Origin of the sequence: Pararhodospirillum photometricum DSM 122 (assembly GCF_000284415.1) — a bacterium.
Lineage (GTDB): Bacteria > Pseudomonadota > Alphaproteobacteria > Rhodospirillales > Rhodospirillaceae > Pararhodospirillum > Pararhodospirillum photometricum.
The window spans coordinates 1340560-1353437 of the sequence record NC_017059.1 but is presented as its reverse complement, the minus strand read 5'-3'; the positions used below and the strand labels follow the sequence as shown (position 1 = coordinate 1353437).

Annotated in this window: 8 protein-coding genes, 1 tRNA gene, 1 pseudogene and 3 other annotated features; of the genes and pseudogenes, 9 read left to right on the top strand and 1 reads right to left on the bottom strand. The window is 65.0% G+C overall.

Annotation, left to right across the window (positions count from 1 at the left end; translation table 11 throughout):
• Positions 1-201 precede the first annotated feature (201 nt).
• The 5 genes and pseudogenes from RSPPHO_RS17630 to RSPPHO_RS05910 all read left to right on the top strand — a co-directional run bounded on the left by RSPPHO_RS17630 (position 202) and on the right by RSPPHO_RS05910 (position 5120).
• Positions 202-954: a polymer-forming cytoskeletal protein gene (locus RSPPHO_RS17630; RefSeq protein ID WP_014414358.1), complete on the top strand. Its 753-nt coding sequence runs from the start codon at positions 202-204 to the stop codon at positions 952-954.
• 191 nt (positions 955-1145) lie between these two features.
• A pseudogene (locus tag RSPPHO_RS21900) lies at positions 1146-1568 on the top strand (tetratricopeptide repeat protein); the annotation flags it as partial.
• Between the two features lie 313 nt (positions 1569-1881).
• Positions 1882-2267: a sequence feature (16S ribosomal RNA rRNA prediction is too short), on the top strand.
• 11 nt (positions 2268-2278) lie between these two features.
• Positions 2279-2411: a sequence feature (16S ribosomal RNA rRNA prediction is too short), on the top strand.
• 129 nt (positions 2412-2540) lie between these two features.
• A tRNA-Ile gene (locus RSPPHO_RS05920) sits at positions 2541-2617 on the top strand.
• A gap of 286 nt (positions 2618-2903) precedes the next feature.
• Positions 2904-3224, top strand: a sequence feature (23S ribosomal RNA rRNA prediction is too short).
• A gap of 81 nt (positions 3225-3305) precedes the next feature.
• A complete protein-coding gene (locus RSPPHO_RS05915) occupies positions 3306-3719 on the top strand; it encodes an NAD(P) transhydrogenase subunit alpha part 2 (protein WP_014414357.1) in 414 nt (137 codons plus the stop codon).
• 9 nt (positions 3720-3728) lie between these two features.
• The gene (locus RSPPHO_RS05910; RefSeq protein ID WP_014414356.1) at positions 3729-5120 is read left to right on the top strand and encodes an NAD(P)(+) transhydrogenase (Re/Si-specific) subunit beta; all 1392 of its coding nucleotides are present in this window, start codon (positions 3729-3731) and stop codon (positions 5118-5120) included.
• A gap of 900 nt (positions 5121-6020) precedes the next feature.
• On the opposite strand, the gene RSPPHO_RS05900 is transcribed toward RSPPHO_RS05910, so the two are convergent.
• Positions 6021-7541: a malonate--CoA ligase gene (locus RSPPHO_RS05900; protein ID WP_014414355.1), complete on the bottom strand. Its 1521-nt coding sequence runs from the start codon at positions 7539-7541 to the stop codon at positions 6021-6023.
• Positions 7542-7776: 235 nt separating this feature from the next.
• On the opposite strand from RSPPHO_RS05900, the gene dgcN reads away from it, so the two are divergent.
• The 4 genes from dgcN to RSPPHO_RS05880 all read left to right on the top strand — a co-directional run bounded on the left by dgcN (position 7777) and on the right by RSPPHO_RS05880 (position 12861).
• On the top strand, positions 7777-8787 hold the full coding sequence (gene dgcN, locus RSPPHO_RS05895) for an N-acetyltransferase DgcN (RefSeq protein WP_041794567.1): 1011 nt from the start codon (positions 7777-7779) through the stop codon (positions 8785-8787).
• Positions 8784-9794: an N-acetyl-D-Glu racemase DgcA gene (dgcA, locus tag RSPPHO_RS05890; RefSeq protein ID WP_041794564.1), complete on the top strand. Its 1011-nt coding sequence runs from the start codon at positions 8784-8786 to the stop codon at positions 9792-9794. Before dgcN ends, dgcA begins: the two co-directional genes overlap by 4 nt.
• A 182-nt stretch (positions 9795-9976) precedes the next feature.
• Positions 9977-10852, top strand: a complete 876-nt coding sequence (locus RSPPHO_RS05885) for a transglycosylase SLT domain-containing protein (protein WP_157879104.1) — start codon at positions 9977-9979, stop codon at positions 10850-10852.
• Positions 10849-12861 (top strand): diguanylate cyclase domain-containing protein, encoded by a 2013-nt coding sequence (locus RSPPHO_RS05880; RefSeq protein ID WP_051013719.1) that lies wholly within the window; start codon positions 10849-10851, stop codon positions 12859-12861. The genes RSPPHO_RS05885 and RSPPHO_RS05880 overlap by 4 nt, the downstream gene beginning before the upstream one ends.
• Positions 12862-12878: the final 17 nt, after the last annotated feature.

The window sequence follows — 12878 nt, the reverse complement described above, 5'->3', positions numbered from 1 at the left end:
AAGGGGACTTGACCAGGGAAGAGGGAAGAGGCTCAGTCTCTGGGGGGATCCCCTCTCGAGCGGGTCCACACCAAAGGGTGATTGCGTGGCATCTTGCGAAGCAAGGTGCGCGTTGGCTAAACTTGTCCCTCAGAAGGACAGCCGACCCATCACTTTCCTGGGATCCCGCCGAGGGTCCCGGCCCAGGGGCAGGATACACAGATGTCAATGTTCGGACGCAAGCCGGGCGACCGGGAGAAAGACTCGCCGTCGGCGACCGCCCCGGGCAAGCAAGACGAGGCCGTGCCGGGAGGGGAGGCGCCGAGCTTCAAGCCCACCCCCCCCATTGCGTCGTTTGACCCCTCGGCGGCGTTGGCGTTCACCCCCGGGGCGGGGGCGGCTGCGTTTAGCGCAACATCCGTTTTGCCCCCCTCTGTTCCCCTGCCCCTGGCGCCATTTTCTTCGGTTTCTTCTCCCTCCACAACGGCCACGGATCCGCTGGCCCCCTTAAAACCGCTTTCCAAACGAGGAACGCCCATGGCGACCCGCCCCACCAGCCCCCCTCTCAGACAACCCGACGTGCCCCGGCGGGTTCTCGATCTCCCGGGCCAGGGGCCACGTCGCGCCGACCAGAGCGCAGACGAAGGCAAAAAGCTTACCGTGGGCCGCGAAATCCGTCTTTCGGGGGAGATTTCCGCTTGTGACCATTTGATCGTGGAGGGCCGGGTGCAGGCCAACCTCAACAACGCCGACACCTTGGAAGTGGCCGAAGGAGGCGAGTTCCAAGGGACCGTCAACATCGCTGAAGCCATCATCAGTGGCCGCTTTGAAGGCGAGATGACCGCCACGCGCCGCGTTGTCCTGACCCGAACCGGCGAAATCACCGGCACCGTGCGGACCGCCGCCTTGGTGGTGGAAGAAGGGGGACGTCTCAAAGGGAACGTCAGCCCCCTCGATACCGCGCCGGCCGCCTGACGCCCGCCGCCCCGCAGCGGGAAGGCCACGCCAAGACGGCGGAGGCCTTCTCGGGGGGCGTCAACAAAAAACGCAAGAGCGGGAGCCCTGGCGCGTTTTATATCCTGGGCACCCGGCTTACTCGCAAGACTTGTCCTGATCGCTCCATCCCGGTAAGACCGGGGGGTCTCACACCCCGGAGGCCCTTGGTGATGGCCGTTGGTCGCCCGCTCTGTTTTTTAGCTCTGGCCGCCTTGTTGTTTGCCTTGCCCGTACGGGCCGCCGACGACGACGAGGAGAGCCTCTCGCTTGACCCTCAGGTCCTGCGGGGTCTTACCCCGGAAATGAGCCTGCCTCCGGCCACGGATCCTCCGGCGGCCCGCCCCCGGGCCGAGACCAGTCGGTCCCCGGAGCCGCCATCGCAGGAGGAGGAGGCCGCCGCCGTCGAGCCGGCGGTGATCACCAGCGGCACCAGCCGGGGGCAGGACGCGGTCGATGAGGGCTATCGGGCCCTGCGCGCCGGCCTGCACGATGATGCCCTGAAAGCCTACACCCGCGCCACCCGCCAAAATCCCGCCCTGCCCGATGCCCATCTCGGACGCGGCGCCGTCTTGGAGGCCCAGGGCCGGCTGCGCGAAGCGGCTTTGGCGTTCGAGCGCGCGCTGGCCCTGCGCCCCGGCGATCCCCTGCCGCGGGCGCGGCTGGTGCGGGTGCTGGGCCGGATGGCGCCAGAAGAGGCCCTGGAGCGTCTGGGCCGCTTGGCGGTGGCCTGGCCCACTGACCCCAGCATTCAGGCCCAGATCGGCCTGGCCCAAGCCCGCGCGGGCAATTTTCTCGCCGCCCTGGGGGCCCTGGAGCAAGCCAACACCCTCGCGCCGCGTGATCTTGGGGTGGCCCTGAACCTTGCCGTGGCCGCAGATCGGGCGGGCGAGCGGGAGCGGGCCGTGGCGGCCTATCGCCGGGCGCTGGGGCTGCTGCGGGCTCAAGGGAACCCAACCGGCCTTGATCTGAGCGCGGTAGCCCGCCGGTTGCGCTGGCTGGAAACCGGACCGGCGCCGGCGCCACTGCCTCTGATTGCCAGCACTTCGGGTGGGCACTCTGGAGAGACTGCCGGTGACAAGCCGGAGGAAGGTGGGGATGACGTCAAGTCCTCATGGCCCTTACGGGCTGGGCTACACACGTGCTACAATGGCATCTACAATGGGTCGCCACCTCGCGAGAGGGCGCTAATCTCCAAAAGATGTCTCAGTTCGGATTGCACTCTGCAACTCGGGTGCATGAAGTCGGAATCGCTAGTAATCGTGGATCAGCATGCCACGGTGAATACGTTCCCGGGCCTTGTACACACCGCCCGTCACACCATGGGAGTTGGTTCTACCCGAAGACGGTCCGCTAACCGCAAGGAGGCAGCCGGCCACGGTAGGGTCAGCGACTGGGGTGAAGTCGTAACAAGGTAGCCGTAGGGGAACCTGCGGCTGGATCACCTCCTTTCAAGGACGATCTGGAGCAATCCCGATCTTCACTTGATCATGACTAAATCCGGTTCTGGTTTTTCTAGGGCCGTCCTCCCATCTCTTTCGGCGTTTATGTCTTTTGGGCAAGGCTTTGGGCCTGTAGCTCAGGTGGTTAGAGCGCACGCCTGATAAGCGTGAGGTCGGACGTTCAAGTCGTCCCAGGCCCACCAAAAGCAAGGGGTCTGGGGAAGCTTGCTTCCCCAGCCTTCCAATAGGCCGCAAGGCCTTGTCCCAAGTATAAAGACGGATCCGCCAAGAGATCGCCCTAACGGGCGTCGCGTTTTCTGCTATTTGACATTGTAAAGAGGGTTTTGATGTCGTTCCGAACAGGGAACTGTTCGGAGCAATGGGAATTATGTACAAGCGCTGAGTATCTGCGCGTTTGGGGTCGGGTTGACCCCTGCGCGTTTTATCAAGCAAGAGAAGGGCATCTGGTGGATGCCTAGGCGTCAAGAGGCGATGAAGGACGTGGCACTCTGCGATAAGCCATGGGGAGCCGAGAGCAGGCTTTGATCCGTGGATTTCCGAATGGGGCAACCCACCCCTTTGGGGTATCCATTTCTGAATTCATAGGAAATGGAGGCGAACCCGGTGAACTGAAACATCTCAGTAACCGGAGGAAAGGACATCAACCGAGACTCCGTTAGTAGTGGCGAGCGAACGCGGACTAGCCCAGTGACTTGAAGTTTCTAACCAGAACGGCATGGAAAGGCCGGCCACAGCGGGTGACAGCCCCGTATGGGTGTTGATGCCCTGGCCGCCGAAGCCGAGGTCAAGCCGGCCCCGCGCCCGACGAACAACGCCCCGCGCAAGGGCCCGGCCGGTGCCGGGAAGCGTCCCGGAAAGGGAGGTCGTTAAATGCTGAATCAGACTCCGTTTGCCGAAGGCATCCAGCGCCTGTCCGAGCAGGCCAACAGCTTGGCCCTGCACCTGGAAACGGTCTCGGCCAAGGCGACCGCCGCCGCCGCGGCCGTGGCCCACAGTGGTCCCAGCGAGTTCTGGTGGCTGCTGACGGTGTTTGTTCTGGCCTGTTTCGTCGGCTTTTACGTGGTGTGGTCGGTGACGCCGGCCCTGCACAGCCCGCTGATGGGCGTGACCAACGCCATTTCGTCGGTGATCATCGTCGGCGCCTTGCTGGCGGCCGGTCCCGACATCGTGGGCGGGTCCAAGACCCTGGGCGTGATTGCCGTGTTCCTGGCCAGCATCAACATCTTTGGCGGGTTCATCGTCACCCAGCGCATGCTTGCCATGTTCAAAAAGAAGCAGAAGTAAGGGACCCCCATGATGACCGGATTCACCATGGCGGCCTACGTCACCGCCGGCGTGCTGTTCATCCTCGCCTTGCGAGGACTGTCCCATCCCGAGACTGCCCGCAAGGGGAACACCCTGGGCATGATCGGCATGGGGATTGCCATCGTCACCACCTTGCTCTCGCCGGTCGTGGAAACCTACGGCTGGATCGTTCTGGCCGTGGCCGCCGGTGGCGGCATTGGCGCGGTGATCGCACGCAAGGTGGTGATGACCGCCCTGCCCCAGTTGGTTGCCGCGTTCCACTCCCTGGTCGGCATGGCCGCTGTTCTGGTGGCCACTTCGGCCCTGCTGCATCCCGAATCCTACGGCATCGGTACCCCGGGTGACATTCACGCGGGCTCGCTCATCGAGATGTCCTTGGGCCTCGCCATCGGTGCCATCACCTTCTCGGGCTCGGTCATCGCCTTTGGCAAGCTCCAGGGCCTGATTTCGGGCAAGCCGGTGACGTTTGCCAACCAGCACCGCATTAATGCCGGGCTTGGCATTGCGCTGGTTGTCCTGATTATCCTGTTCTCGATGACCGAGAGCCACTTCCTGTTTTATATGCTGATGCTGCTGGCCTTTGCCCTCGGCTTCTTGCTGATCATTCCGATCGGCGGCGCCGACATGCCGGTGGTTATCTCCATGCTCAACAGCTACTCGGGCTGGGCTGCGGCCGGTATTGGCTTCACCTTGGCCAACCCGCTGTTGGTGGTGGCCGGCGCGCTGGTCGGCTCCTCGGGCGCCATTCTGTCCTACATCATGTGCAAGGGCATGAACCGCTCGATCTTCAACGTGATCCTGGGCGGCTTTGGCGGCGAGTCCGCGGGCCCGGCCGGTGGCGTCGATGGCGATCGCTCGGTCAAGGCCGGCAGCGCCGAGGATGCGGCCTTCATCATGAAGAACGCGGCCAAGGTGATCATCGTCCCGGGCTACGGCATGGCGGTCGCTCAGGCCCAGCATGCCCTGCGCGAGATGGCCGACACCCTGAAGGCCGAAGGCGTCGAGGTCTCCTACGCCATTCACCCGGTGGCGGGCCGTATGCCCGGGCACATGAACGTGCTGCTGGCCGAGGCCAACGTGCCCTACGACGAGGTTTTTGAACTCGAAGAGATCAACAACGAGTTCCAGACCGCCGACGTGGCCTTCGTCATTGGCGCCAACGACGTGACCAACCCGGCTGCCAAGACCGACCCGTCCAGCCCGATCTTCGGCATGCCGATCCTGGAAGTGGAGCGGGCCAAGACGGTTCTGTTCATCAAGCGCTCCATGGCCTCGGGCTATGCCGGCGTGGAGAACGAGCTGTTCTTCCGCAACAACACCATGATGCTGTTTGGCGACGCCAAGAAGATGACTGAGGAAATCGTTCAGGCTATGGGCTGAGTGGGGCCCTCTTCCTGAAGAAAAAGAACGCCCTCCCGGATTGGGGGGGCGTTTTTTTACGAGAATGGGGCGAGAAAAAGAGAAGTCTGGGGAGACGGGGCATAGAAAGGTCCCGACGGGAGGGTCACGCTCAAGAGAGCCAGAGCCCCCAAGGACACAAAAACAAAGTGACGCATGCCGGCCTCCCTGCTTGCTCCACGCCTAAGGGGAACTGGGGACCGGCCGAAAACCCGTCGCACAGGACCGGACAGACGGGTAATAGCCCGCCGGATAATCACAATAATACCACACCGGCGGCGTCGTTGGCACGACGACGGGCGGTGGATTATAGGCCGGAGGGTAAACAACTGTTGGAGGTGCGGCTGGCACAATGACGGTCGAGACTACCGCAGGATAGGGATAGATCGGCCGGTCGTACAAATACCAGAGGCCATCGACCACCCACCACCAGCCCCAACGGCCACCATGGGCCTCGTGGCGCCAGAAGCCGCCGCGCCAGACATCGTGCGGGGGAGGACGATGCCAATCCGGGTCGGGGCGATCCCATCCCCGCCCCCGATCATGGGGCCGATCCCATCCCTGCCCGCGATCGTGGGGCCGATCCCAACCAGGAGGCGGCCCGCTGTCGCCGCGCCCCCAGGTCGGATGCCCATGCCAGCCAGGGCCAGGGCGATCTTGGGCTTGCGAAGCACTCATGACCGCCAAGGGCAGAAACAGCCCCCAAAGACCCAGAGCCAAAACTGCAAAAGCACGTCGAATCATGGGGATCAGACCGTCGCCGTTCATCCTCAGCCCTCCGAAAGCGGAGCCTCCCTTTAGGATGCACGAAAAAACGACCTTTTTGCGAAGCAAGCGCTCAAGAAAATCTGGGGAGGCGGGCCTCCCCAGACCCCGCGTCCCTTAGGAGGAGGCCATGAACAATCCCTTGTAGCGCTCACGCAACAAGGCCTTTTGCACCTTGCCCATGGTATTGCGCGGCAGATCGACGGTAAAAAACGCCTTTTTCGGCACCTTGTAATTGGCAAGATGCGCCTTGCAATGAGCCAGGATCGCCGCTTCGTCGATCCCCCCCCGGGACGTGACCAAGACCACGCCAACCTCGCCGAAATCGGGATGGGGCACACCAATCACGGCCGACTCGATCACCCCGGGCAAGGCATCGATCACATCCTCGACCTCCTTAGGATACACGTTGTAGCCGCCGCTGATGATCAAATCCTTGGCCCGGCCGACCAACACCAGATAGCCGTCGGGATCGAGTCGCCCAACATCGCCGGTCTTGAACCAGCCCTCTTGCGTGAACTCCTCGCGGGTTTTCTCCGGGAGCTTCCAGTACCCCTTCATGACATTGCGGCCCTTGACCTGAACGTCCCCCACCGCCCCCTCTGGCAAGGCGGCGCCGTCCTCGCCGACGATCCGCACCGACACCCCGGGCAACGCTGGTCCCACCGCCCCCGGACGGCGCTCGCCGTCATAGGGGTTGGAGGTGTTCATGCCGGTTTCGGTCATGCCGTAGCGCTCGAGAATGGCTTTGCCGGTCCGCTCAAAGAAGGCCCGATGGGTCTCGGCGAGCAAAGGAGCCGAGCCCGAGACGAACAGGCGAATCCCCGCCACCCGCTCGGCCGTCAGACGATCGTCGCCGAGCAGCCGGGTGTAAAAGGTCGGGACGCCCATGAACACAGTGGCCCGAGGCAGCAGGTCCAAGACCGTGTCCTTGTCGAAGCCGGGCAGCCACAGCACGCTGCCGCCGGCCAGCATCACGGTATGGCAGGCGACGAACAGGCCGTGGGCGTGAAAAATCGGCAGGGCATGCAGCAGCACGTCGTCGTCGCAGAACCGCCAAGCCTCGATCAGGGCAAGGCCATTGGCCGCCAGATTGTCCTGGGTCAGCATGGCGCCCTTGGGCTTGCCGGTGGTACCCGAGGTATAGAGCATGGCGGCCAGGGCATCGGGAGACAGCTCGGCCGGGGCCAGGACCTCCCCTTGCTGGGCAAGTCGCTCCATCAGGCTGCCCGTGCCATCAGCGGCTAGGGTCAAGACCACCGCCCCGGCCCGCTCGCCCAGCGGCGTCAGTCCGGCGAGATCCTCGGGGCGACAGACGATCACCCGGGGGTCGGCATCGCCGATGAGATAGGCCAGCTCATCGTCGGTGTAGGCGGTGTTGAGTGGCAAGAACACGAACCCGCCGCGCAGGCAAGCCAAGTACAAGACCAGGGCTTCCGGGCTTTTGTCGGCGCGCACGGCGATACGATCGCCCACAACGGCCCCGGCGTCGGCCAAGACCCGTGCCAGCCGTCCGGCCAAGGCATGGGCCTCGCCATAGGACAGAGCCCGGCCGTCGGGACGGATCAGGAGCGGCTTGTCCGGACTGGGGGCGCGCTCGACGAGCAGGGCGTACAGGGACGCGATGGCTTCGGACATGGACGACGTTCCTCCTTGTTTTCCCTTGCTCCCGCTTTTTCGGGAGACGTTCGGGATACCTTAGGCGCGTCGGGCGGTCCAGGGGCGTGGCAGACGTGTGCCCCACCAGAACCCGTCCCCTGGGACCGAGAACCCTCTTTGCACGAGAGGATGCTGGGCGCTATCGTCGGGCCGACGCGTCCTTCGGAAATGGGTTTCCGAAGCGCGCCGCCTTCAAACCCGTGAGGTCGATGCCATGGCCCTTCATCCGCCCTACCTTTTGTTCCTGGGCGACGCGCCCGATGCGCTCGCCGCCAAAACCGCCAACGGCATCCGGCATTGGCGCCCCGAATGGTGCCGAGGGCAGTTCCGCCTGCCCGGTTGTCAGGCCGACCTGGGCCTGCCTGATCTCAGCTTGGAAGAAGCCCGAGCCGCTGACGTGCGCACCTTGGTGGTGGGCGTGGCCAACCGCGGCGGTGTGATCGGCGAGTCCTGGCGGGAGATTTTACTCCAGGCCGTAAGCCTGGGTTTTGATATCGCGGCCGGTCTGCATGAAAGACTGGTCGATGTCCCGGGCTTGGCCGAGGCAGCCCAGCGCGCCGGGGTCAGGCTGCACGATGTCCGTCACCCGAGCGGCAAGCTCGCCGTTGCCTCAGGCAAGCGCCGGGCCGGCAAGCGGGTGCTGGCCGTGGGCACCGACTGCTCGGTGGGCAAGATGTACACCATGCTGGCCATGGAGCGGGAAATGAAGGCGCGCGGCCTCAACGCCGACTTCCGCGCCACCGGCCAGACCGGCATCTTCATCGCCGGCTCGGGGATTTCCGTGGACGCCGTGGTGGCGGACTTCATCAGTGGCGCCGCCGAGGCCCTGGCCCCTGAGAACACTCCCGACCACTGGGATCTGGTCGAGGGCCAGGGGTCCTTGTTCCATGCCTCCTATGCCGGCGTCAGCCTGGGCCTGCTGCACGGCGCCCAGCCCGACTGGCTGGTCATGTGCCACGAGCCCGGCCGGGCCCATATGCGCGGCCTGCCCGGGCGTCAGTTGCCGTCGCTGGACGACTGCATCAAGCTGAACCTGGATTGCGCGCGTCTGACCAACCCGGACGTGGCCATGCTGGGGCTGGCCTTCAACACCGCTGGGCTGTCCTCGGAGGCGGCGACCCGTCTTTTGGAGCAGACCTCGGATGCCTTCGGCCTGCCCTGCGTGGACCCGGTGCGCACCGGCGTCGGCGCCCTGGTCACCCGCCTGACCGAGGCCGCCGCATGAGCCTGGACCAGCCCCCCCGCCTGACGGTCCGGGCCGAGGTCTGGCCCGTCGCCGGGTCGTTCATCATTGCGCGGGGCGCTCGAACCGAGGTGACGGTGGTGGTCGCCGAAATCACCCAGACCCTGGGGGATGGGCGCACGGTGGCGGGACGGGGCGAATGCGTCCCCTACGCCCGCTACAACGAGACCGTCGCCCAGGTCATGGGCGAGTTGGAGAGCCTGGGCGAGGCCGTGGCCCGGGGACTGGATCCCCAGGCTCTGCAAACCCGGTTGCCGGCCGGGGCGGCACGCAATGCCCTGGACTGCGCCCTCCTTGATCTCGAGGCCAAGCGCTCGGGCCGACCGGTGTGGTCGGCCCTTGGGCTTGCCGTCCCGCGTCCCGTGGTCACGGCCCAGACCCTGAGCCTGGAAGCTCCTGAAATCATGGAGGAAAAGGCCCGGGCTCTGGCCCGGCTGCCCTTGCTCAAGATCAAGGTAGGCGGTGAAAACCCGGTGGCTCAGGTGGCGGCGGTGCGCCGGGGCGCCCCCAGCCCGCGCCTGATCGTCGATGCCAACGAAAGCTGGGATCCGGCCACCTTGCGCGAGATCTTGATGGCGATGGCCGACCTGGGCGTGGACTTGATCGAGCAGCCGGTGCCAGCTGGCCAGGACGCGGCACTGGCCGGGCTCAAGCAGATCGTGCCCTTGTGCGCCGACGAGTCCTGTCACGTTGCCGAGGACATCAAGGATCTGGCGCCGTACTACTCCCACGTCAACATCAAGCTCGACAAGACGGGCGGGTTGACCGGGGCCCTGGCCTTGGCCGAGGCGGCCGAGAGCGCGGCCATGGGGGTGATGGTCGGGTGCATGCTGGCAACCTCGCTGGCCATGGCCCCGGCCTTGCTGTTGGCACCGCGCGCCGACTTCGTCGATCTCGACGGTCCTTTGTTGCTGGCGCGCGATCGTGACCCGGGGCTCTCCTACGAGGGCACCACCTTGTACCCGCCGCCGCCGGCCTTGTGGGGGTAGGCTGGACACCCAGGGAAGTCTGGGGAGGCGCGGCCTCCCCCAGACCCCTCCTTTCCCGGAGTGTTCAAGAATCATGGCATGGGACTTGCGTCAGGGAAGTGCCCCTCGTATCCTGGGGTGGTCGGCCCTGGCGTATCAGCCTCGGTTGAGCGACCTCCTTTCTCGTCTGGAGGCCCCGGGTGATGGCCCCAAAAGCGCTTCCTTCCCTTGCAGTCGTTCTGGTGCTTTCGGCTTGGGTCGGTGGCAATGCGTGGGCCGCCGATATGGTCCCGACCGAGGCGCTGTGTGCGGCGCATACCGAGACCTATAACCGGGACGCCGGCTTTCCGCCCCACATGCTGACCGCCATTTCCCTGGTCGAGTCGGGCCGCTGGTCCCCCACCTTGCGGGCAAGAGTTGCCTGGCCTTGGACTGTGACGTCGGGCGGGGATGGGAATTTTTATCCGAGCAAGGCCGAGGCCCTGGCCGCGGTGCAGGCGCTCCAGGCCCGGGGTGTGAGAAATATCGATGTGGGCTGCATGCAGGTGAACCTGCATTTCCATGGCGAGGCCTTCGACAACGTGGACGAGGCCCTGGATCCCGCCGCCAACGTCGCCTATGCCGTTTCCTTTTTGCGACGGCTCTATGCCGAAACCAACTCCTGGGCGGCATCGGTGACGGCCTATCATTCCCGCACCCCGGAATATGCCGAGCGCTATGCCGGCAAGATCAATCAGGCGTGGACCGAGGCCGAGGCCACCGCCCCCGCCCGTCTGGTGTTGGCCTCACAGGTCACCCCCGGACGCTTCACCGGCAACGATGCTCCTCAACAAGTGTCGCAGGTCTCCCCTCCGCGGCCCTCGTCGCTCCTGGAGCGCTACCGCGTGGCAGGGGCGGCTCGCGCCGAGGCCTTCCTGGCCCAATCCCAGGCCATTGCCGCCCAGGCAAATGCCAAACGCGCCGCCGCGCAGGCCCGCAAGACGCAGGAGGACGCCGAGCGCAGGGCGGCCGCCGAGGCGTGGCGCGCCGAAAAGCTAAAGGCTTGGCAGGAACGCCGCATCGGCGCTCCCCCATCATGAGAGGGCCTCTGCCCCTTGTCCTGGCGCTGGTCTCCCTGTTTGTGCTGTGCCTGTTGGGGCCGCTCCAGGCAGCGCAGCCGGTGGAACGGGTGGTCTTGCACCTGAAATGGACTCATGCCTTCCAGTTTGCTGGCTACTATGCCGCGCAAAGCCTGGGGTATTATCGCGAAGCCGGACTGGACGTGGACATCCGCGAAGCCTTGCCCGGCACCGACGTGGTCCAGGCAGTGGTCGCGGACGAAGGACATTACGGGATCGGCACCAGCAGCCTTTTGCTGGCCCGCCACGCGGGGCACCCGGTGGTGGCCTTGGCGGTCATTTTTCAGCATTCGCCGCTGGTCCTGGTGGCGCGCTCCTTGTTTCCCGGCCAAACCTTGCACGATCTGGTGGGACGCCGCGTAATGCTGGAACCTCAGTCCGAGGAGCTGCTGGCCAGCTTGCAAAAAGAAGGCATCGCTCCTGGAACACTGACCCTCCTTGATCATAGTTTCGATCCCCAGGACCTGATGGAGGGGATGGTCGATGCCATGTCGGCCTATACCACCAACGAGCTTTATTATTTTGAGCGAGCCGGCTTTCCCTATCTTCTTTTCTCTCCCCGCACCCAGGGTATCGATTTTTACGGCGACACGCTCTTTACCTCGGAACAGGAAATTGACCGGCACCCGGCGCGGGTTCGAGCGTTCCGGGCGGCCTCGCTCAAGGGATGGCAATACGCTCTCAGCCATCCGGCCCAGGTCATCGACATGATTCTGGCCCGCGCCCCTGACAGTCACGAGCGGGCCTTTTACGAGTATGAAGCCCATCAAACCGCGCCCCTGATCCGCCCTGATCTGGTGGAGATCGGGTACATGAGCCCGGCCCGCTGGCGCCATATTGCCGATACGTATGCCGAAATTGGCCTGCTGCCGCCGGGTCTGCCGCTCGGAGGCTTTCTGTACAACGCCACCCCCCCCAACGGCCTGAGCGGGGCATGGCCCACTTACAGCCTGGGCGGCGCTGGTCTTTTGGCCCTGCTTGTCGGCACGAGCCTCCTACGCTCGCGCCACCGGCGCCACGTGGCCCGCCTCAACGCCGAGTTGAGAGATGTCCACGCCGCCCTGGACGAAAGCGAAGGGCGGTTTAAAGTCCTGAGCGAAACCACGAGCGTGGGGTTGTTCGTGGTGCGCGACGGTCGGCTGATCCTGGTGAACCCGGTCCTGACCACCCTGACCGGCTTCTCCCGCGAGGAGTTGCTGCGCATGGACCCCTACACCCTGGTTCACCCGGATGATCGCGGTCTCGTCCAGGCGCGGTCCCAGGCACGGGGGCGGGGAGACCCCACCCCCAACCGGTACGAAATCAGGCTGTTGCATGCCAACGGCAGCGAGCGTTGGGTGGAGTTGACGGCAGGGCAGTTGTCTTATGGCGGCAGCATGGCCACCATTGGCTCCCTGACCGACCTGACCGAGCGGCGGCGCACCGAGGAGCGCATTCGCCACATGGCCCAACACGACCCCCTGACCGGCCTGCCCAACCGGGCCCAGGTTTCGGATCGTCTGCACCAGGCTTTGCCGCGCCCGGGGGGAGAGGGACCGCCCCTGGCTTTGCTGTACATTGACCTTGACCGGTTCAAGCCGATCAACGGCACCCACGGCCATGCGGTGGGCGATCGCGTGTTGCAGGAGGTTGGACGGCGGTTGCGCGCTGTGCTGCGCCGTTCCGATCTGGCAGGACGGATTGGCGGCGATGAGTTCGTCGTTTTGGTCTTGCCAGGGGGGGATCGCGCCGAACTGCGCGAGTTGTGCCAACGGCTGCGCGCCACCATTGCCCGCCCCATCGAGATCAATGGGTTGACCGTGTCGGTGACGGCCAGCGTCGGGATCGCCCTATGCCCCGAGCATGGCCAAGACGAGGTGACCTTGGCCCGCGCCGCCGACCTTGCCTTGTATGAGGCCAAGCGCCAGGGGCGTGATACCGAGCGGTTTTATCACCCCGGGATCGTCCGCGACCTCGCTGATATTCATTAAAAAAAGGAATGCTGGGG